This is a genomic window from Clostridium sp. Ade.TY, from assembly GCF_000498355.1.
GTDB lineage: Bacteria > Bacillota > Clostridia > Clostridiales > Clostridiaceae > Clostridium.
Genome location: NZ_AVSV01000002.1, coordinates 20885 through 42002 on the forward strand (window position 1 = coordinate 20885; position 21118 = coordinate 42002).

A 21118-nucleotide genomic window follows, 5' to 3' on the forward strand; every position below is an offset into this window, starting at 1 on the left:
AAAAGCACTATTTATTTAGTGCTTTTTTTATTTCAAACCCATTATTTTTAGAAACTTCTTTTATCCATCTACCTGATTTTTTAATAGTCTTCTTTTGAGTTTTTAAATCTACAGAAATAAAACCATACCTATTTTTATATGCATTTGCCCATGACCAACAATCTATAGGAGTCCATGAATGAAATCCAAAGCAATTAGAGCCTTCTTCTATTCCTTTATGTAGATATTCTAAATGTTCTTTAAAAAATTCTATTCTATAATCATCTTCTATTACTCCATAATTATTTACATATCTCTCTTCACCTTCAACACCCATTCCATTTTCAGAAATATACCATGGAATATTATTATAATTATCTCTAATATTAATAGCTATATCATACATACACTTAGGGTAAATCTCCCAACCTCTATAAGGATTCATTCTTTTCTTAGGCATATCATAATTTTCAAAATATTTATCTGGCATCCAGCAGTCATTATTAAATTCATTTTCTCTAGCCATAACTCTTCTTGGACTATAATAGTTAACTCCTAAAAAATCTATTGTATTATTTTTTATAATATTAAGTTCTTTCTTTGTTGATTCCCAAATTACATTATCTTTCTTTAGAATTTCAACTAAATTTTTAGGAAACTCACCTTTTATAGCTGGATCTAAAAATGAATTATTGAAAAAGTCATCTGAAAACTGACTAGCTTTTAAATCTTCTAAGCTATTTGATCTTGGATATGATGGTGTTAAATTAAGTATTATTCCTATTTTCCCATCTTGTTTTAAACTTCTATAAGCTTCAATTACTCTTGCTGATGCTAAATTTAAATTGTACATAACTTGAACTGCTTTTTTACCATCTACTAATTTAGGATAATAAAATTTATATAAATATAACCCTTCTACTATAACCATAGGTTCATTGAAAGTTGTCCAATACTTAACCCTATCCCCAAATAATTCAAAGGCTTTTCTAGAAAACTTTACAAATAAATCTATAACATATTTAGATTCCCATCCGCCATATCTTTTATAAAGTTCTATTGGTAAATCGAAGTGATGCAAATTCATTACAGGTATTATATTATTTTTTATACATTCATCTATTACATTATTATAAAACCTTACTCCATCTTCATCTATTTCACCAGTTTCAAAATCTTTAATAAGTCTTGTCCACTGAATTGATGTTCTAAGTGAATTAAGTCCAATTTCTTTAATTAATTTGATATCTTCTTTATAACTATTATAAAAATTTGAAGCAACATTTGGTCCTACTTTATCAAAAAAATCTTCTGGATTATTATCATACCAATAATCAAATATATTTTTATTTACTTTATTAAATCTACCTTCTGATTGTGGCCCAGAAGTTGCAGATCCCCACCAAAAATTATCTTTAAATTTTAAAAATTCGCCCATATTCCCCAAACTCTCCTATCCTTTTATTATATTATCTTACTGTAACAGCTTTAAATTCAAATTTGTCATATCTATGTCTTGAAAATGAATATTCAAATACTCTTCCATTTTCTAAATAACCAATTCGCTCAACCTCAATAACTGGTTCATCTTCTTTTAATAAAAGATACTTTCTATCTAAAATTTCACTTTTACTTGCCCTAACTGTTGAGTGAGCACTTTGTATTTTAAAATTTAGTTTATTTTCTAAAAAATTATATACTGATCCTAATGCATCAGATTTTTTTATTCCTTCAACTACAGATATTGGCATATATGTCTTTTCTATTGAAAAGGCTTCATTATCTATATACCTAACTCTATGTATTAAACATACAAAATCTTCATCATCTATTTTTAAAGCATATGCAATCTTTTTATTAGCATTTATTATTTTAAATTCTAATAATTCACTTGTAATTTTATGCCCAGTCTTATTATTTGTAAGTCCTAATAACTGTCTTTTTTCATTTAAAGAAAGTATATCTTTTTTTGATATATCTTTTACGAATGTTCCAGAGCCTCTTCTTTTTACTATAAGTCCTTCATTAACTAATATATCTAAAGCTTTTTTTACAGTCATTTTACTAGTATTAAATTTTTTACATATATCTTTTTCAAAGGGTAATTGTTCATTTGCTTTATACTTCTCATTTAAAATCTCTTCTTTTAAATAAGATGCTATTTCTTCATATTTAAGCATAATTATCTCCTAAATTTATTTTATAATTTTATTATAACAAAACAATATACTTTGTAAATAAAAAGTATATACTTTTTATTTGTAATTAAAAAATCTCTTATAAAATATAAGAGATTTTTTCTATATAATATTTTCAACATTTCTTTCATATAAATCTGCTATGAAATTAAATGTATCTTTATCACTTACACTTCCATAACTATCCCCATCTTTAGGATTATGCTCATATGTAAGTATTAAAAATTCATTATTTGATTTTACTACTCTAAATGAAGTTTTTTCTGTTAATATATCAACTTGAGCCAATATTTCTACACTATCATACATATTGGTTTCACCATTGTATAGCTTTGAAAATTCTCCATTAAACATTGTTATATTATATTTTTCCTTATCACATTCTGTAACTTTACCACTTTTACCACATGAAAGACATGCTTTAAACTTACAATCTCTCATACAGCTTAAGCATTGACATTTAGAACAACATTTCAATTTTAAAAATATATCATTATATTTATTTTTATAATCTAATATACTATTTATAGAATCATTTATTTCACTAGCTGTTGCTGCATCAACTTCAAAAAATAATACTTTCTTTTTCTTATTTAATTTACTCTCAGCACTATCTAAAAGCTCTATATACTTGTCCAAAATTTTTATATTTTTCATAAAATATCTTGTCTTTATATCAGTGCCTTCTGAAAATTCAATAATATCATTAATAGAAAAAGTTATATTTGTATAATATTCTGTTATATTATCTCTTTCACTTTTTATAATTTCTTTTGCCTTTTCTATATTCATTTTATCACCTCTCTAATATTTATTATAAATGACTATCATACTTTTTAAATAACTTAAATATTAATTTATTAAAATAATACAATTTGTTAATTTTTCTACTTTACTTTATAATATTATTTAAATAATAGAATATCAAAATATGCTGTAAAGGGGATTATATTTAATGAAACTTCGGAACAAGTCAATAATTAAATTTATAATTATACTAACTATATTTTTATCTAATATTTTATCTTTTATAGTTCCAGCTTATGCTACTAGTTTTAAAAGTTCATCTAGTTACAGTAAACCATCATCTTCATCATCAACTAAAAGTAGTACTTCCACCCCAAAGAGTTCTAATTGGAACACAAGATTTAATACATCAGATAAATATAGTAAACCAAATAGCTCAAACAAAAATTCTACTAATGACAAATTTAATTCTAAATTCAATACATCAGATAAATATAATAATAGTAATAAAAACAATAATACTTCTGATGAAAATAATACTACTAATAATGACAACGCTAAAAAAGATACCAATGATTCTGAAATACCTAGAGGATACAACAGAAATTATAGTGCATTCCCATTCTTTTCATCGTTTGGTCATTCATTTTTTGGAATGTCATTTATTTTTAAAGCAATAGTTATTCTTTGTGTAATTACAATTATTTTCTTTATTATTTATTTTATTTTCTTTAAGTTTAAAAAATAATAATCTTAATTAAAATTTTATTAATATTATAATTGAACCTTGCCAAATTTTCAAAAAATTATATAATTATAAGAAAAGTTAATCAATACTATATTGTGTAAACTTAAAAGGAGGCTCATAATTATGGGTATATTTGATAGAATCTCAAACATGTTAAAAGCAAAAACTAATTCAGCTTTAGATAGTATGGAAAATCCAATAGAATTATTAGATCAAAAAATAAGAGATATGGAAGAAAGCTTAAATAAAGCAAAACTTTCATCAGCTCAAATATTTGGTAATCTAAAAGAAATTGAAAAAGAAATGGACAAGACTAAATCTCTTTCTGTTGAATATGACGAGAAAGTAAAGCTTGCTATGAGTAAAAATAATGAAGAACTTGCTAAAAAAGCTCTTAAATTAAAACTTGATGCTGATAAAAAGCTTCAAACATTAACTAATTCTCATAGTGAATTAGAAGTTAAAGCAAAAACTCTTAAAGAAAACTTAGTTAAACTTCAAGAAGAAATTGAAAAAACTAGAAGTTATAGAGATGAAGCTGCTGCAAGACTTAATACTGCAAATGCAACTAAACAAGTTAATGAAATTATGGCAAATGTTCAAACTAAGAAAAATTCAATAAACTTAGATGATATTGAAAGAAAAATCGCTAAAGAAGAAAGTTACGCTGAAGGATTACAAGATCTTAGAACACCATTATTAGATGACGAATTCAAAGCACTTGAAACTGATAATCTAGATGCAGAACTTGAAAAGTATAGAAATAAATAATTTAAAGGAATTACTTTTAGTAATTCCTTTTTTATTTATACTTTATAAAACACTCTTTTAAGTAACTACATATAATATAATAAAATATATTAATTTTTAGGAGTATTTTATGAAATTTTATAGATTAAACCCTGATTATTGCTCTACTTATTTAATAGTAAATACTAAAAATAACTCCTGTGTATTAATTGATCCAAAACTTGATTATGAAGATTATTACTTAAGTCATCTAACTACAAATAACTTAACTCTTAAAGCAGTTATAGATACTCATACACATTCAGATCATTTAAGTGCTTGCCACAGTCTAAAAGAGCAAACTGGGTGCAGTTATTTAATGAACGAAAATACAAAATCTAGTCTTATAACAAAAAAAATTAAAAATCATGAAATACTTAATATAGATGGAATTATATTAAAATGCATACATACTCCTGGCCATTCAATAGATAGTATGTGCATTATATTCGAAGATAAACTATTAACTGGAGATACTATTTTTTTAGATAATTGTGGTGGTAGAGATGATTTACCAACTGGTAACCCTTTAGATCATTATAATAGCTTATTTAATATATCTAAGCTTCCTTCTCACTTAATTGTGTATCCTTCTCATAACTATACAGATTCTCCACCATATACACTTCACTATATAAAAAAAATAAATCAATACTTTAAAATAAAAAATAGAAAAGAATTTCTTAAATTAACAACATATACAGAAAAACCACCAAATTGGATGTTTGAAGTTGTTTCATTAAATACTATGTGTAATACAAGTATAAATTCAATAAAAATACCTTCTGAAGAAGGTATTTGTCAAAGTATGTATATTAAAGTTCCTAAAATTAGTCCTATATATATAAATAACAAAAACTTTAGTGAACTATTAAAATCCAACTATGAAAATATAGTAATTTTAGATGTTAAAGAAATTGGAGAAATTAAAAATAATAATAATTTTGATAATTATATAAATATACCCCTTAAAGATTTACCAAAGTCATTGCATAAATTAGAAAATTATAGAGATAAGCTAATAATAACTACTTGTTCAAATGGCAATAGAGCATCTATCGCTTCAAGAATTTTACTTAATAGCGGATTTAAAAAAGTATATGTTTTATCACAGGCAATTTAAAAAGGGCTATAACTAGCCCTTTTTATTACTTAAACTTTTAACAACATCACCAATTATTTTTATACCTTTTTCTATATCCTCTTCACTAACTCTTGAAAACCCTATTCTTATTTTTTCTAAACCATCTTTATTATTATAAAATATATCACCAGGCATAAAAACTACACCTCTTTTATAACATTCTTTTAAAACATCTCTTCCATTTACCCCTTTTAATTTTATAAATATATGAAGTCCTCCTTCACCTAAAATATAATCATGAGGAATATACTTTTTAACTTGCTTTAATGTAAAGTTATACTTGTCCTTATAATGTTTTCTTATTTTTTTCATATACTTTTGAAAAGATCCACTTTCCATATATTTACAAAATATTGCTTGATCTAAAAAAGATGAATGTATATTTCTAGTTCTTTTTATACTTTCTAATTTAGAAATTAAATTTTTATCACCAAATATCCACCCAATTCTAATACCTGGAAATAATATTTTTGAAAAACTTCCTATATAAACTATTCCATTTCCTTTGTCACAAAGTGATGCTAGTGGTACTACATGCGAACTTGTATATAAAAGTTCTTCATTAAATCCGTCTTCTATTATTGGTAAATTATATTTTTCACATATATTATATACAGCTTTTCTCTTTTCACCTTTCATAACAATTCCTGTTGGATTATGATAAGATGGTATTAAATATATAAGCTTTGGATTACATCTTTTTATTGTATCTTCTAATTCATTTAAGTTTATTCCATCCTTATCCATACTTATTGGTTTAATATTAAGATTATGACTTTTCATAATTTTTATAGCAGTATTATGAGTTGGTTCTTCACAAGCTATTGACTCCCCTTCATTCATAATTCCACTTAACAATATATCAAAACCTTCTGTAAATCCATTTGTTACTAATATATCTTTTCCTTCTATATTAACACCTTTATGCTTCATATAACTCATTAAATATTCTATTAAAGGTTTATATCCTTTTGCATAACCGTAATTTAATAGTTTATCTCCTTCAAGTGAGAAAACTGTCAAAAATGATCTTTTAAACTCTTCTAAATCAAAAAGACTTTCATCCGGTGCAATACTTTTAAAAGAAATCATACCCTTCTTCCAAGGTAATTCATTTTTAACTATATCAAGGTCTTCGCAGCATTTACAATAACCACTAATCATATTGTCCCAATTTATATTTAAATCACCATCATTTAACTTTTTTTCTATTTTTACAAAGGTTCCTTTTCCTTTTATACTTTCTATAATACCTTCTTCTTCTAAAGTATCATAAGCTAATATTACAGAATTTCTACTTACTGAAATTATCTTACTAACCTCTCTTGTTGAAGGTAATTTACACCCCTTTTGTAACATTCCATTTTCTATATTTTCTTTTATGTGTCTTTCTATTTGAGTGTGTATCTTTTCCTCTTCATTTATTTTAAAGGACGAAAAAATCAAATATTCTCACCTTCTATTCTAATTTAATCTTCCTTTATTATATCAGAAAATTAATTAAATATAATTTCTTATATGCACTGCTTCTCCATTTCTTTTATAAACTCTAGGAACTCTATGCTTAAGCATACAAAGAACTTCATAATTTATTGTTCCAATTATTTCTGCCATGTCATCAGCATTAAATTTCAACCCATTTTTTTCTCCAAGTAAAATAACTTCATCTCCAACTTTTACTTCACCAATATCAGTAACATCTACCATACATTGATCCATACATATTCTACCTACTACATTTGCAAATTTTCCATTTATTATTACTTTAGCTTTTCCACTTAAAGCTCTAGAATAACCATCTGCATAACCTATTGGAATTGTTGCAATTACACTTTTTCTATCTGTTTTAAATGTTCTTCCATAACTTACATACATATCTTTATCTAATGTTTTTACATGAGCCACTTTAGTCTTTAATGTTAATACAGGTTCTATATTAAGCTTTTCTTTTTTAACTTCATCTGATGGATAATATCCATATAATATTATTCCAGCTCTTACTGAATCAAGATATGTTTCTGGAAGATCTATTATAGCTCCACTATTTGATACATGTTTTATTTTTATATTTAATCCATTTTTTATAAGTTCCTCATTAAAATCTTGTATTTTCTTAAATTGTTTATTTGTATATTCTTTATCTTCTTCATCTGATGTTGAAAAGTGTGTAAATATGCCAACTATTTCTATTCCTTTCAATTTTGATATTTCAATAACTTCTTCTAAGCTTTTTCTATTTGGAATAAATCCTATTCTCCCCATACCTGTATCTAAAGCTATATGAATTTTTGCAGTTTTTCCAATCTTAGTTGCAATTTCAGATAATTTTTTCGCATAATTTAAATCATATACAGTTTGCTCTATATTATTGTTTATTAAATCTTCTGCAAATTCTAAAGGAGTATATCCTAATATCATTATAGAACATTTTATACCACCATTAATAAGTTCTAATGCTTCTGTTATAACAGCAACTGCAAGTCTTGAAGCACCGTTTTCTATTAAAACCGGTGCAATATCTAATGCTCCATGCCCATAAGCATCAGCTTTTATAACTGCTATTACTTCTTTGTTATTAACTAATTCTTTTATATTTCTCATATTTAATGCTATTTTATCTAAATCTATTTCAGCCCATACAGGTCTTAATAATTTTTCCATAAGTTCACCTCTAAATTACTATTGTCTCTATAATACTATTATAAATCTTTTTAACTTTATAGAAAGAACCACTAAATTTATATTTTTAATACATAGTGGTTATATATCACTTTTAAGTATACTAATTTTTAACATAAACTTTTTATATATTTTTATTAAAAATTAATCTCTACATTTAATATTATAAATAAAATAAAAAGTAGCTAAAATATTAGCTACCTTTTATTTTATTTTTCTTTATCAGAAAATTCTTTTATAAATTTTGAGAATTTTTCTAAGTTAAAAGTTTTTAATAAAACAGATTCTGGATCATTTATTACCCATTTTTTATCTTGTTTTATTAACTCAATATTTATATCTTGAGTTATTTTCTTTAAATCACCTTTATTTACTGTATTAATTAAATCTTTTTCTAAATCTTGTTGTAATTCCTTATCACTTTTCCCGCTCATTGATGCTGCTAATGATTTTTGTATAGCAGTAACCATATAATTCCCCATTATGTCACCAGCATCTACAGCTGTTACTGTAGCTGTTACCTTAGCTTCATTATCTTTTTCTTCTGTGTTACTAATCTTTATTTCTGTACCTGATAAAACTTTCTTTAAAGCTTCTTCTTGTTCAGCAGTTAATTTTTTATCTGTTTTTTCCTTAGTACTTATATCCTTATTAACTAATTCACTAATTTCATTTATGTTGCCTTTTTTTAAAGCAGAATAAAATTTATCTACAACAGCACTTGGACTATCTCCACCACAAGCAACTAAACTAAATGAAAGCATGGATACTAATATTAGACTTATTAATTTTTTCATATTTCCCCCTTAAATATAAATATTTTAGTTATTTATTTTATAAACATTATTTACATTTTATCTATATTAATTAATAATTTAACCTTATAATAAATGTATTTTAAAAAATTAATCCTATATTTCATCATTATACTAAATTTTCTTAGTTAAATTAACGTATTTTATATTTTATTTAAAAAAAATTATAATATATAAAATTTTGTAACATATTCTATTTACATTATATCAGATACATCTAAATAACAGTATTCCTTTATTCAAATATTATTCAAACTTTTCAAAATCAAAAGCAAAGTAAAGTATTTAAAAGAATTTAGGAGTATTTTAAAAACTTTCTTAATGAGTAGTCAAAAAATACTAATATAATAAAATTTATGCATGTTAATTTTATTTTTTATAAAGTCTATAATTTAATATGAATTAAACAAATGAGGTGTTAATTATGGAAATGAATAAAACTATAGTAAAATCATTTACTAAACATTTATCTGATGAGACATTTAACTTAAAACTTTGGGATGGAGAAACTGTTAAGGTTGGCGAAGGTGAACCAAAATTCACAATAATAATAAATAAATTCCCAAGTAAAAAAGATTTATTATCTGATGCAAGTATAGCTTTAGGCGAAGCTTACATGGATGGAGATATAGATTTTGAAGGAGACCCTCAAGAAATATTTGAAAGTATGATGAGAAATAAAGATAGTTTTTTAAATCACTCTACTCTTTTAAAACTTGCAGGAAAAGTTAAAGCTCCTTCACTTTTAAAATCAAAAAAAGATATAGCCCATCACTATGATATAGGAAATGATTTCTATAGCTTATGGTTAGATAAAACAATGAGTTATTCATGTGGATATTTTGAAAGCGAAGATGATACGCTTTATGATGCTCAGATGAATAAAATCAAACATATATTAAAAAAATTAAACTTAAAAGAAGGACAATCACTACTTGATATAGGATGTGGTTGGGGATTCTTAATAATTGAAGCAGCTAAACTTTATAAAGTTAAAGCTACTGGTATAACTTTAAGCGAAGAACAATTTGCTAAAGCTAATGAAAGAATCAAAGAAGAAGGTTTAGAAGACTTAGTAACTGTTAAACTTATGGATTACAGAAATTTAGAAAAATCTGGTCTTATGTTTGATAGAGTTGTAAGTGTAGGTATGGTTGAACATGTAGGCCATGCTAACATACCACTTTTCTTTAAAAATGTAGATTCTGTATTAAAAGAAGGCGGTCTATTCCTACTTCATAATATAACTAATCTTGTTGAAACTGAAGGTAACAAATGGATAACAACTTACATATTCCCAGGTGGATACTTACCAACATTAAGAGAAGAAATTTCAGTTGCAAGTGAATTAAACTTCCACGTTCTTGATGTTGAAAGTTTAAGACTTCATTACATGAAGACTTTACAAGAATGGCTTAAAAACTTCGAAGAACATCTAGAAGAAGAAAGAGAAATGTTTGATGAAAGATTTTTAAGAATGTGGCATATATATCTTGCTTCATGTGCTGCTGCTTTCCATTACTGGACTATAGATATTCATCAAACTTTATATTCAAAAGGTATAAATAACGAATTACCTTTAACTAGAAAATATTTATATGAAGATTAATACAATTAATCCTATTTTAAAATAGTTTAACATTTAATTAATTATAGTTTGCGTAAATAATTTAATATTATTTACGCAAACTATTTTTGTGCAAATTTTTATTTTAGGAGGTTTTCTTTTATGGATAATAATAAAAACAGATTAAAAGATAGACCAAAATCTAATGCTGAACTTAGAAAGATGTATTCTGAACAAGGTGCAGAAATAGGCATAGAACATGGCAAGAAACTTGGTAGCCATGCAAATGGTAAAAAATATACTAAACGTTCAAAATTATCTCATAACAAATAGTTCACTATGAATTTGTACCTTCATAAAAAGATAGATAATAAAACACTTTATTATCTATCTTTTTAATTATTAAATTATGGTAAAATAATATATTTTTTTTAATATTATTCATTATTTAATGTTAAAATATAATAGAGGTGATAAATATGAAAAATATACATGATTACATAAATGTAGAGCAAAATGATGATAAAAAATGTTCTATCAATTGCCATAAAATCACTATTGATTCTAAAAATAGACAAAAATTAGGTGAGCATAAATTTAGTGAAATAAAAAATTATTTCAAAACTTTAAAAACTAAATTTGAAGACGAAAGCTCAGGAAAATATAGAGTATTAGTACCTAAAGATGCTTATGACTTAAAAGTTTTAATTGATGATTTAAATACTATTTTAAATAGCTAAAAGAGAGTTTTTTTTAAACTCTCTTTTTTCTTGCACTAACTTAAGCTCATATATTAAATTTTTAGTATCTAGTTTTTATTATAAATTTATTTACTATATTTTTTATGTAATAAAATCATTTCTTTTGCAAATGCTTTTAATGTTTCAACATTCATTAATTGATCTTCTGCATGAATTAATAATAAAGATGGTTCAACTTTATTTCCATTAGCTTCTTCTTGGATTAATGAAAAATGTGACTCATGTGCTTTTAAAATTGCTTCTTCTGCCACTTCTATTTTCTTTTCAGCCTCTTCAAAGTTTTCATTTCTTGATAGTTCTAAAACTTCAAATAAAGCTGATTTTGCTTCTCCTACACTACTTATTATTTGAAATGATACTAATTCTAAATTATCCATAAATATACCCCTTTGCTATAAAAATATTTTTATACTATATTTTATAGCAAATAATATGCCAACATTTTAAATTAGCTATTTTACTTGTATTTATATATTATTTCTTATATTAGTTACAAATGTGTGTAAATATTATACTTATTCTATATAAATCTATTGTAATAAATTCACACTTTACCTTATTTTTTTATTATTTTATACATTATATTTTAAATATTTACACAGAAAATAAAAAGATACCTTTATTTTAGGTACCTTTTCATTCTTTTCTTATCTGACTTCATTCATCATTTTTATTAAATCCATAATTATTTCATTACTTATTTTATTATCTTCAATAGCTGGTATAGTACATATATTTTTTATCCCTGTTAACTTCTCTATAACCTCTTTATTCGTCAAGTGTATAATATTATTTTTATCATATCCATTTAATATTATTCCCTTAACAGAGACCCCTTTTCTTTTTAAATGTTCAACAGTTAAAACTGTATGATTAATAGTTCCTTCAGTTGATCTTGCAACCAATATAGTAGATAACCCTAAATTTTTAATAATATCTTCTAATAAAATTATTTCATTACCTTCCATCTTTATAGGAGAAACAACTCCTCCACTACCTTCAACAACTAAAAATTCATACTTCTTCATCATTTTTTGATAATCAAAAATTATTTTTTGCATATCTATATTGACTTCTTCAATACGTGCTGCTAAATGAGGAAAATAATTATTTTTTAAATTATAAGATGACATCTCTTTATAATCTTCACTAAGTCCTGACATTTCACATACTTTTTTAGCATCTTCAGCGGCTTTATTAGAAACCCCTTTGAAATAACCTGCTTGAATACCATATTCCCTAAGTCCTTTTACTAATAATGAAGATACAAAAGTTTTTCCTACATCAGTATCTGTTCCTGTTACAAATATTCCTACGCTCATGTATTCACCTTCCATCCTACATTTCTTTTATTTTTGTAAATTTAAAATAATAAACTTTAACTTAACCTTCTTACTCTACTACTTTAATACTCTATAAGCTAAAAATCTATCTATAATAGTTTATCATTTTTTATTAAATATTTCTTCCAATTTCATATTTTTTTTACATACTTTTAACCCAATTTTATATATCATATTTAAATCATCTGTTATTTTATTTCCACATGTCGTTAATAAATTACCTGTAATTGTTGCATTAGCACCAACATTAAAAGCATTTTCTCCATTATTTTTCATAGTGCTTCTTCCAGCTGCAAGTCTTATATTCGCATCCTTATTTATAAATCTAAATATTGATATAGTTTTTAATATTTCTTCTTCACTTAAAACATTTAAACTTTCAAACGGTGTTCCATCTATAGGAATAAGAACATTTATAGGAATAGATTTTATTTTTAAATTTCTAAGTTCAATTGCCATATCTATTCTATCTTCTATGGTCTCTCCCATTCCTATTATTCCACCTGAGCAAACTTCTAATCCAACTTCCTTTGCATATTTTATAGTTTTTATTCTATCCTCAAAGCTATGTGTTGTGCATATTTTATTATAATAATTTTTTGAAGTTTCTATATTATGATGATATCTTTCGACTCCAGCCTCTTTAAGTTTAATTAAACTTTCCTTTCCAATTATTCCATGAGAAGCACATAAAGAAATATTACATTGTTCACTTAATAACCTATAATAATTTGATAATTTATCTATTTCATAATTGCTTGCCCCTCTTCCAGCTGTAACTATCGAAAATCTATTTACTCCATTTTTCTCATTATCTTTTGCAACATCTAATATATTTTTATATTCCAATAACTCATATTCTTTTATATTAGTTTTAAAATGGACAGATTGAGCACAATATTTGCAATTCTCACTACACTTTCCACTTTTACCATTTATTATAGAACATAAATGAACTTCATCACCACAAAATACTTTTCTTATTTCATTAGCGCATTTAAATAATTCAGAAGAAGGCTCTAAAAACAACCTTAGAGCCTCATCTTTTTTTACATTATATCCATTAATAACTTTTAATTTTAATTGTTCACAAAAACTCATATTACTTACCTCTTAAATTTAATTTTGATATCCTATATTTCTTAATACCTTAGTAATTTTAAGGCCAACTAAAGATATTATAAAACTTAATAATAAATCACTAGGTAAACATGCTATAACTCCTATTTTAATTGCTGTAAAAATACTCATTGTGCTACCTAAATAAAAGTTATAAATAACATACATATGTATTACCCCAAATAAATATATAATTGCTAATCCAAATAAACATGAAAAAAATATTTTAGCTGAAGTTAAATTTCTAACACTTTCTGTCAATTTGCCTATAATAAATGCTGCTACTATAAATCCTATTAAGTAACCAAAAGTAGGTTGTAATATATATTGTGGACCTCCACCTTTTGTGAAAACTGGAATTCCTATTAATCCTACAAATACATATAAAATCTGTGCTAATGCTCCATTTTTACTTCCGAGTAAAATTGCACCTAATGCACAAAAAAAATATTGTAATGTAAATGGTACTATAGGTATTGGTATTCTTATAAATGCTCCTACTGCTGTAAGAGCTGCAAACATTGCAATCAATATTAAATCTCTAGTTTTTAAATTCATAATTTCTCCTCCAAATACTTTGATTATCAAACTATTTTATATTTATATAATATATTCAGATTTTTATATTGTCAACTTTTCTTCATTAATTTTAGATGACAATAATTTTATTTTTCAAAACCCATTTATTTCCTTGTTTATATTTGTTATAATATATTTAAGTAAACATTTACATAGTATTTGAATTTATTTATATACTATAAATTATAAATTAAATTTTAAGGAGTGATTTAAATGGAACTTTATACAAATACTGAAAGTAATTTAGAATTTCATTCATTAGCAGATGATATTAGGACCTTTTTAATGTCTAATCCTAATAATTTTTTTACTCCAACAGAAATTAGTGAAAATATACACTCAATACCTTATAGTAATTTAAAATCAGCTTTGTCTTTTACAAATGCTGAAAATTCAATAGATCCATCAGAACATATTAGTTCAATTTGTTCTTATTTAGAAAAACAACATTTAATAAAAAAATCAATGAAAATTTGTCCTTATAAAGGACGTCCATCTAATGCATTTTCTAACTTTTAATAAAAAACGTGTCTATCTTTTGACACGTTTTTCTATTTAATTGACTTGCAACTTTCTCTTTCTATAAGTTTTACTGGTAAAACTATTTTTTTACTTATTTCTCTACTATTTTCTAATCTTTCTAAAATTGTATTTAATGCAGTTTCTCCCATAAGCTCTACAAATACTTTAATTGTTGTAAGAGATGGTGTTAAAAATTTTGCTGTTGCAATATCATCAAAGCCAATTATACTTATATCTTTTGGGACAAAATATCCTTTTTCATTAATTGCTTTATAAGCTCCTATAGCCATAGGATCACTTGCTACGAAGACAGCTGTCGGTATATTTTTATTTTCAAGCATTTTTTTCATAAGATCATATCCATCTTCTAATGTAAAATCACCTTTATATACCCACTCTTTTTTATAGTTGCCTTTTTCTTTCATATATTCTATATAAATTTTTTCTCTCTCATTAAACATTTCTTTTTTTTCTTTATCATTATGAGCTATTACTCTTCCACCTATATATCCTATATCTATATGACCTAAGTCAACAAGATAATTTAAGGCACTTAAAACACCTTGTTTAAAATTTACAACTATTGAATCATATTTCCACTCATCTGGTGATGAATCTACAAATATAATTTCATTAGTTATAGATTCTAACTTTTCTATTTCTTCAGAAGTAAATACTCCTATAGCTATTATTCCATTTATCTCTTTATATTTTGATACAGGCTCATCAACTAATTTATCTATATATACAGACTTAAATTCTATATTTTTTTCATTGCATCTTTTTTCAATTGCCATTCTAATATATAAAAAATATGGGTCATTTGATTCTCCACCTACAAAACTACTTACAATCCCTATAGTATGACCTTTATCTTTAAGTTTCTTTTGCTTTGCAGTCATATAATTCATTTTATCAGCAATTTCTAAAACCTTTTCTCTAGTTTCCTCTGAAACATTTAATGTCTTATCTAAATTTAAAACCCTTGATACCGTTGATATTGATACTCCTGCAATATTTGCTATATCTTTTATAGTTGCCAATATATTTCACCTCTTTCTCATAATTTATTATATATTAAGGTATTTTAAATATCAAAATAATAAAAAATATGGACTTGAACTTTAAAATTCAAGTCCATATTTATTTTTATATTTTAAATACTACTCTTTAATGAATCTATATATTTTTTAATTGATTTTATTCCAGATTCATTCCATTTAAATACACCACAATGTTCAAGAACTTTTACAAACACTTTTCCTACTTCATCTTTCACTATCTTTTCCACATTATTTTCATTTATATCTTTATTATTTCTTATTATTTCATAAAACCAATCTAAGTGTATTCCTATTTCTTCTTTGTTTATACTATTTTCATCATTTAAAATTAAATTCTTTTCTATAACTTTAAGTTCTTCTTTTAATCTAGCTGGTAATACTGCAAGTCCTAATACCTCTATAAGTCCTATATTTTCCTTCTTTATATGGTGAAGTTCTTTATGTGGATGGAATATTCCATCTGGATGCTCATTATTTTTTCTATTATTTCTTAATACAAGATCCAATTCATATTTTTCATTAAAAAATCTTCCAATTGGTGTTATTGTATTATGAGGCACATCTTTTGTATAAGCAAATACTCCTGCATCTTCATCAGAGTAATTTCTCCAATGTTCTAATATTTTACCTGAAAGTTCACTTAACTTTTCCCTATCCTTTCCCCTTAATCTAATAACTGTTAATGGCCATTTAATTATAGATAATTCTATATCTTTATAATTATCTATATTAAATTTAAATACATCTTTTGCATCATTCATTGCAAATTTATAATTTCCACCTTGATAATGATCATGAGTAAGTATAGACCCACCAACTATTGGTAAATCTGCATTTGATCCTATAAAATAATGTGGAAATTTCTCTACAAATTCTAAAATTCTATCAAAGCTATCCTTTGTTATTTTCATAGGAATGTGTTTTCCAGAAAATACTATACAATGTTCATTGTAATATGCATAAGGTGAATATTGTAAAAACCATCTTTCATCTAAAAGCTCTATAGGTATAACTCTTAAATTTTGTCTTGCTGGATGATTTACTCTTCCGGCATATCCTTCATTTTCTTTACAAAGTAAACATTTTGGATATCCTGATTGTTGAAGACTTTTGGCAGCTTCTATAGCCTTTGGATCTTTTTCAGGTTTTGATAAATTTATAGTTATATCAATATTTCCATATTCTGAATTTGTTTTCCATACAAGATTTTTAGCTATTCTATCTGTTCTTATATAATCACAAGCTTTACTTATATTATGGAAATAAGTCGTTGCTTCTTCAGGATTTTTTTTATATTTATAATTAAAATCTCTAATTATCTCAGAAGGTCTTTTAACTAAAATCCCCATTATTTTAGTATCAAAAAGATCTCTATAAATTGGAGTATTATATTCAATTAATCCTTTTTCATATGCATAGTCTAAAAGACTTTCTAAAATTGGTGTTGGAGTATTTAATACCTCATCTTCTATATCACTTGCCTCATAATCATCTAACTTAAAAAGTTCAAGTAAACTATTTCTTATATATACTTCATCTTCACACTCTATTAAGTTTTTCATTACAGAATACTTTATTAATCTATCAATATCTCTATAAATTCCCATGGTAACCCCCTATATTTCTCTAGTTTCATCTCCTACACTTGCTATATAAAAATCTGCATCATAGCCTATAATTTCTTTATATTTATCGCCAACATATTTTATAAATCTTTCTGCAAAATCTCTTTTAACTATAGATACTGTACAACCTCCAAATCCAGCACCTGTCATTCTTGAACCTATAGTTCCTTCACACTCCCATGCAAGTTCAACTAATGTATCTAACTCTTTTCCTGTTACTTCATAATCATCTCTTAATGAAATATGTGATTGATTCATAAGCTCACCAAATAATTTCAAATCATTATTTTCAAGTGCTTCTTTTGCTTTAAGAGTTCTAACATTTTCATATACAGCATGTTTTGCTCTCTTTCTTCTAATATCATCTTTTATTAAATTCTTATTATTCTCAAATTCCTCAATTGTAAGCTCTCCTAAAGAGTTAATATTTAATCCTTCTTTTAACTCAGATAAAGCATTTTCACACTCACTTCTTCTTTCATTATATTTTGAATCTGCAAGTCCTCTTCTTTTATTTGTATTTGCTATAATTATAACTTCATCTTTTAAATCTATATTTGAATAACTATACTTTAAAGTATTACAATCTAATAATATAGCTTTATTCTCTTTTCCCATTCCTATTGCAAATTGATCCATTATCCCACAGTTTACACCTATAAATTTATTTTCTGCCCTTTGAGAATATTTAACAATATCTATTCTATTAATATTTAAATTAAATAGCTTGTCCATCATAACTCCAATTAATAATTCAAGAGAAGCTGATGATGAAAGTCCTGCTCCATTTGGAATATTTCCATATATTACAACATCAAATCCTTTATCTATATTGTGACCCTCTTTTTGTAATACATCTATAACCCCTTTACAATAATTCGCCCAATCATGTTCTTTTTCATATTTTATATTATCTACGTTAAATTCTATAATTCCTAAATCCTCAAAGTTTTTTGAATACATTCTTATTTTTTTATCATCTCTTAATCTTATTACTCCAAAAGTTCCAAAACTTATTGCACAAGGAAAAACATTCCCTCCATTATAATCAGTATGTTCACCAATTAAATTAACTCTTCCAGGTGAAAAAAACACTCTAGTTCCTTCATTATCTCCATAAACTTTAGTAAAAATATTTAACATTTCTTGTTTCAAAACATCCACACCCTTTTATACAAATTTATTTGTTAATATAATATTAACACCTCAAGAAAACATTTTCAATATATTTTTACTTTATTTTTACTAGATTTTTTTACTTTATTTTTACTAGATTTATTACTACATTTTATCCTTTTAAATAAAATATCTTTCTACTTTCTTATATAAAAAAGAGAGTTATTTCAAAAATAACTCTCTTAAATATCTTTTATTATTTTACTTTTTCTTTTTAAGTCTTAATTTTGCAGGACCTCTGCTTTTCTTACCTTTATACATTCTAGTTTCTTCGCCTTTTGATTGTTTACTAGAATTTCTACCTCTTTTATTATCTCTTGAACTTCTATTATCTCTTGATTTTTTATTATCTTTTTGATGTCCTTTTCCTTTAGACTTAGATTTTCCATGCATACTTGCTATATATCTTGTTTCTTTTGATTGAATTAAACATTTAGGTCCATTACCTATTAAGTCTTCTCTTCCTGCTTTCATTAAAGCATCATAAACAAGATTATAGTTTTTAGGATTTTTAAATTGAAGAAGTGCTCTTTGCATAGCTTTTTCTTCTTTTGTCTTAGGAATATATACTTCTTCCATAGTTAATGGATCAAGTCCTGTATAAAACATTGTTGTTGACATTGTTCCTGGAGTTGGATAAAAATCTTGAACTTGTTCCGGTTGATATTTAATATCTCTTAAATATTCAGCAAGTTGAATTGCTTCTTTTAATCCACTACCTGGATGGCTTGACATTAAATAAGGAATTATATATTGCTCTTTTTTAAGTTGTCTATTTATTTTAAAGAATTTTTCTCTAAATCTATCATATGTCTTTCCTGATGGCTTATTCATATATTTTAAAGCTTGTGGTGCAACGTGCTCTGGTGCAACTTTAAGTTGACCACTTACATGATGCTCTACAAGTTCTCTAAAGAAAGTATCATCTTTATCAGCCATTATGTAATCATATCTTAATCCAGATCTTACAAAAGCTTTTTTAACCTTTGGAATTTTCCTTATTTCTCTTAAAAGATGTAAATATTCACTATGATCAACATCCATATTTTTGCATACTCCTGGTGTTAAACATTGTTTATTTTTACATGCTCCTATTGTAAGTTGATGTTTACAAGCTGGTTTTCTAAAGTTTGCTGTAGGACCGCCTACATCATGAATATATCCTTTAAAATCTTTAAATGTTGTTATTTCTCTTGCTTCTTCAAGTATTGATTTCTCACTTCTACTTTGAACAGCTCTACCTTGATGGAATGTTATAGCACAGAAGTTACAATTACCAAAACAACCTCTTGAACTTACTATAGAAAATTTAACTTCCTCTATTGCTGGTATTCCCCCATCCTTTTCATATATAGGATGATAGTTTTTTGTATATGGAAGTGCATAAACCTCATCAAGTTCTTCTCTTGTTAATGGCATTTCTGGTTTATTTATAACAACATATCTATTTCCATGCTTTTGTATAAGTTGCTTTCCTCTAATTGGATCTTGTTCTTCATATTGAATTTTAAATGCTTTTGCATATTTTACTTTATCACTTGCTACTTCCTCCAATGAAGGTAACATTTTATAATCTCCATATACTTCATCTAATGATTCTATTGTATAACATGTTCCATTTATATGTCTTATGTACTTAGCATCAAAACCATCATTTAAACTATTTGCAACTTCAACTATTTGCTTTTCACTCATACCGTATACTAGTAAATCTGCACCACTATCTATAAGTATTGAGTTTCTTACATTATCTCCCCAATAATCATAATGTGCAAATCTTCTAAGACTAGCTTCTATTCCACCTATTATAACATTAACGTGCTTGTACGCCTCTCTAATTTTATTACAATAAACAATAGTAGCTCTATCTGGTCTTGCTCCCATTTTACCGCCTGGAGTATACATATCTTTATCTCTTCTTCTTTTACTTACAGTATAATGGTTAACCATGGAATCCATGTTTCCTCCATTAACTAAAAAACCAAGTCTAGGTCTACCAAGTCTTTTAAAATCATCTGTGCTATGCCAGTCTGGTTGTGGTATTATTCCAACCTTATATCCTGCATTTTCTAAAACTCTTGAAATTATGGCAGTACCAAAACTATGATGGTCTACATAAGCATCTCCTGTAACTATAATAAAGTCACATTGCTCCCATCCTCTTTCTTCCATATCTTTTTTACTTATTGGTAAAAATCTATTTTCTGTCATATTATCACCTTCTATCTATAATTATTAACCTATTATATTATTTTCTAATCTA

21 protein-coding genes are annotated in these 21118 nt (G+C 25.4%); 7 read left to right on the top strand and 14 right to left on the bottom strand.

Annotated features, from left to right (window positions below; translation table 11 throughout):
- Nucleotides 1-7: 7 nt before the first annotated feature.
- The 3 genes from O212_RS0100090 to O212_RS0100100 form a co-directional block, all read right to left on the bottom strand.
- Nucleotides 8-1417 (bottom strand): glycoside hydrolase family 1 protein, encoded by a 1410-nt coding sequence (locus tag O212_RS0100090; RefSeq protein ID WP_024613139.1) that lies wholly within the window; start codon nt 1415-1417, stop codon nt 8-10.
- 31 nt (nt 1418-1448) lie between these two features.
- A complete protein-coding gene (locus tag O212_RS0100095; protein ID WP_024613140.1) occupies nt 1449-2159 on the bottom strand; it encodes a GntR family transcriptional regulator in 711 nt (236 codons plus the stop codon).
- Nucleotides 2160-2279: 120 nt separating this feature from the next.
- Complete coding sequence (locus O212_RS0100100; RefSeq protein ID WP_024613141.1) at nt 2280-2969, bottom strand: hypothetical protein; 690 nt, start codon at nt 2967-2969, stop codon at nt 2280-2282.
- A 163-nt stretch (nt 2970-3132) separates the two neighbouring features.
- On the opposite strand from O212_RS0100100, the gene O212_RS0100105 reads away from it, so the two are divergent.
- The 3 genes from O212_RS0100105 to O212_RS0100115 all read left to right on the top strand — a co-directional run bounded on the left by O212_RS0100105 (nt 3133) and on the right by O212_RS0100115 (nt 5584).
- A complete protein-coding gene (locus O212_RS0100105; RefSeq protein ID WP_024613142.1) occupies nt 3133-3672 on the top strand; it encodes a hypothetical protein in 540 nt (179 codons plus the stop codon).
- Nucleotides 3673-3795: 123 nt separating this feature from the next.
- Nucleotides 3796-4443 carry a PspA/IM30 family protein gene (locus O212_RS0100110; protein WP_024613143.1) on the top strand — a complete coding sequence of 216 codons (648 nt, stop codon included), beginning with the start codon at nt 3796-3798 and terminating at the stop codon, nt 4441-4443.
- 109 nt (nt 4444-4552) lie between these two features.
- Entirely contained in the window at nt 4553-5584 is a 1032-nt protein-coding gene (locus O212_RS0100115; RefSeq protein WP_024613144.1) for an MBL fold metallo-hydrolase, read from the top strand.
- A 12-nt stretch (nt 5585-5596) separates the two neighbouring features.
- Here O212_RS0100115 and O212_RS0100120 read toward each other — a convergent pair whose 3' ends face one another.
- From O212_RS0100120 to O212_RS0100130, 3 genes are all read right to left on the bottom strand, one after another.
- Nucleotides 5597-7051: a PLP-dependent aminotransferase family protein gene (locus O212_RS0100120; RefSeq protein ID WP_024613145.1), complete on the bottom strand. Its 1455-nt coding sequence runs from the start codon at nt 7049-7051 to the stop codon at nt 5597-5599.
- 54 nt (nt 7052-7105) lie between these two features.
- Entirely contained in the window at nt 7106-8266 is a 1161-nt protein-coding gene (gene alr / locus O212_RS0100125; RefSeq protein ID WP_024613146.1) for an alanine racemase, read from the bottom strand.
- 227 nt (nt 8267-8493) lie between these two features.
- Nucleotides 8494-9081, bottom strand: coding sequence for a DUF4878 domain-containing protein (locus O212_RS0100130; RefSeq protein WP_024613147.1), 588 nt, complete (start codon nt 9079-9081; stop codon nt 8494-8496).
- A gap of 442 nt (nt 9082-9523) precedes the next feature.
- On the opposite strand from O212_RS0100130, the gene O212_RS0100135 reads away from it, so the two are divergent.
- From O212_RS0100135 to O212_RS0100145, 3 genes are all read left to right on the top strand, one after another.
- On the top strand, nt 9524-10708 hold the full coding sequence (locus tag O212_RS0100135) for a cyclopropane-fatty-acyl-phospholipid synthase family protein (protein ID WP_081705781.1): 1185 nt from the start codon (nt 9524-9526) through the stop codon (nt 10706-10708).
- A 120-nt stretch (nt 10709-10828) separates the two neighbouring features.
- A complete protein-coding gene (locus O212_RS16545) occupies nt 10829-10999 on the top strand; it encodes a hypothetical protein (protein ID WP_152524837.1) in 171 nt (56 codons plus the stop codon).
- Nucleotides 11000-11145: 146 nt separating this feature from the next.
- On the top strand, nt 11146-11406 hold the full coding sequence (locus O212_RS0100145) for a hypothetical protein (RefSeq protein ID WP_024613149.1): 261 nt from the start codon (nt 11146-11148) through the stop codon (nt 11404-11406).
- An 86-nt stretch (nt 11407-11492) separates the two neighbouring features.
- Here the strand turns inward: O212_RS0100145 and O212_RS0100150 are convergent, their stop codons facing one another.
- From O212_RS0100150 to O212_RS0100165, 4 genes are all read right to left on the bottom strand, one after another.
- Nucleotides 11493-11804, bottom strand: coding sequence for a PTS lactose/cellobiose transporter subunit IIA (locus O212_RS0100150; RefSeq protein ID WP_024613150.1), 312 nt, complete (start codon nt 11802-11804; stop codon nt 11493-11495).
- A gap of 270 nt (nt 11805-12074) precedes the next feature.
- A complete protein-coding gene (bioD, locus tag O212_RS0100155; protein ID WP_024613151.1) occupies nt 12075-12749 on the bottom strand; it encodes a dethiobiotin synthase in 675 nt (224 codons plus the stop codon).
- 123 nt (nt 12750-12872) lie between these two features.
- Nucleotides 12873-13871: a biotin synthase BioB gene (bioB, locus tag O212_RS0100160; RefSeq protein ID WP_024613152.1), complete on the bottom strand. Its 999-nt coding sequence runs from the start codon at nt 13869-13871 to the stop codon at nt 12873-12875.
- Nucleotides 13872-13889: 18 nt separating this feature from the next.
- Nucleotides 13890-14447 (bottom strand): biotin transporter BioY, encoded by a 558-nt coding sequence (locus tag O212_RS0100165; RefSeq protein ID WP_024613153.1) that lies wholly within the window; start codon nt 14445-14447, stop codon nt 13890-13892.
- A 234-nt stretch (nt 14448-14681) separates the two neighbouring features.
- Here O212_RS0100165 and O212_RS0100170 point away from each other — a divergent pair, with 234 nt between their 5' ends.
- The gene (locus O212_RS0100170; protein WP_024613154.1) at nt 14682-14987 is read left to right on the top strand and encodes a hypothetical protein; all 306 of its coding nucleotides are present in this window, start codon (nt 14682-14684) and stop codon (nt 14985-14987) included.
- A gap of 32 nt (nt 14988-15019) precedes the next feature.
- On the opposite strand, the gene O212_RS0100175 is transcribed toward O212_RS0100170, so the two are convergent.
- From O212_RS0100175 to O212_RS0100190, 4 genes are all read right to left on the bottom strand, one after another.
- Complete coding sequence (locus tag O212_RS0100175; protein ID WP_024613155.1) at nt 15020-16033, bottom strand: LacI family DNA-binding transcriptional regulator; 1014 nt, start codon at nt 16031-16033, stop codon at nt 15020-15022.
- Between the two features lie 113 nt (nt 16034-16146).
- On the bottom strand, nt 16147-17661 hold the full coding sequence (gene galT / locus O212_RS0100180) for a UDP-glucose--hexose-1-phosphate uridylyltransferase (RefSeq protein ID WP_024613156.1): 1515 nt from the start codon (nt 17659-17661) through the stop codon (nt 16147-16149).
- Between the two features lie 9 nt (nt 17662-17670).
- Nucleotides 17671-18843, bottom strand: a complete 1173-nt coding sequence (locus O212_RS0100185) for a galactokinase (protein ID WP_242829540.1) — start codon at nt 18841-18843, stop codon at nt 17671-17673.
- 213 nt (nt 18844-19056) lie between these two features.
- Nucleotides 19057-21066, bottom strand: coding sequence for a YgiQ family radical SAM protein (locus O212_RS0100190; protein ID WP_024613158.1), 2010 nt, complete (start codon nt 21064-21066; stop codon nt 19057-19059).
- Nucleotides 21067-21118: the final 52 nt, after the last annotated feature.

Excerpts from the sequence above, each read along its gene's own strand:
- O212_RS0100090 (WP_024613139.1), bottom strand. The coding sequence starts at position 1,417 with ATGGGCGAATTTTTAAAATTTAAAGATAATTTTTGGTGGGGATCTGCA.
- bioD (WP_024613151.1), bottom strand. The coding sequence starts at position 12,749 with ATGAGCGTAGGAATATTTGTAACAGGAACAGATACTGATGTAGGAAAA.
- O212_RS0100150 (WP_024613150.1), bottom strand. The coding sequence starts at position 11,804 with ATGGATAATTTAGAATTAGTATCATTTCAAATAATAAGTAGTGTAGGA.
- O212_RS0100115 (WP_024613144.1), top strand. The coding sequence starts at position 4,553 with ATGAAATTTTATAGATTAAACCCTGATTATTGCTCTACTTATTTAATA.
- alr (WP_024613146.1), bottom strand. The coding sequence starts at position 8,266 with ATGGAAAAATTATTAAGACCTGTATGGGCTGAAATAGATTTAGATAAA.
- O212_RS0100095 (WP_024613140.1), bottom strand. The coding sequence starts at position 2,159 with ATGCTTAAATATGAAGAAATAGCATCTTATTTAAAAGAAGAGATTTTA.
- galT (WP_024613156.1), bottom strand. The coding sequence starts at position 17,661 with ATGGGAATTTATAGAGATATTGATAGATTAATAAAGTATTCTGTAATG.
- O212_RS0100145 (WP_024613149.1), top strand. The coding sequence starts at position 11,146 with ATGAAAAATATACATGATTACATAAATGTAGAGCAAAATGATGATAAA.
- O212_RS0100100 (WP_024613141.1), bottom strand. The coding sequence starts at position 2,969 with ATGAATATAGAAAAGGCAAAAGAAATTATAAAAAGTGAAAGAGATAAT.
- O212_RS0100105 (WP_024613142.1), top strand. The coding sequence starts at position 3,133 with ATGAAACTTCGGAACAAGTCAATAATTAAATTTATAATTATACTAACT.
- bioB (WP_024613152.1), bottom strand. The coding sequence starts at position 13,871 with ATGAGTTTTTGTGAACAATTAAAATTAAAAGTTATTAATGGATATAAT.
- O212_RS0100190 (WP_024613158.1), bottom strand. The coding sequence starts at position 21,066 with ATGACAGAAAATAGATTTTTACCAATAAGTAAAAAAGATATGGAAGAA.
- O212_RS0100110 (WP_024613143.1), top strand. The coding sequence starts at position 3,796 with ATGGGTATATTTGATAGAATCTCAAACATGTTAAAAGCAAAAACTAAT.
- O212_RS0100135 (WP_081705781.1), top strand. The coding sequence starts at position 9,524 with ATGGAAATGAATAAAACTATAGTAAAATCATTTACTAAACATTTATCT.
- O212_RS0100165 (WP_024613153.1), bottom strand. The coding sequence starts at position 14,447 with ATGAATTTAAAAACTAGAGATTTAATATTGATTGCAATGTTTGCAGCT.
- O212_RS16545 (WP_152524837.1), top strand. The coding sequence starts at position 10,829 with ATGGATAATAATAAAAACAGATTAAAAGATAGACCAAAATCTAATGCT.
- O212_RS0100130 (WP_024613147.1), bottom strand. The coding sequence starts at position 9,081 with ATGAAAAAATTAATAAGTCTAATATTAGTATCCATGCTTTCATTTAGT.
- O212_RS0100170 (WP_024613154.1), top strand. The coding sequence starts at position 14,682 with ATGGAACTTTATACAAATACTGAAAGTAATTTAGAATTTCATTCATTA.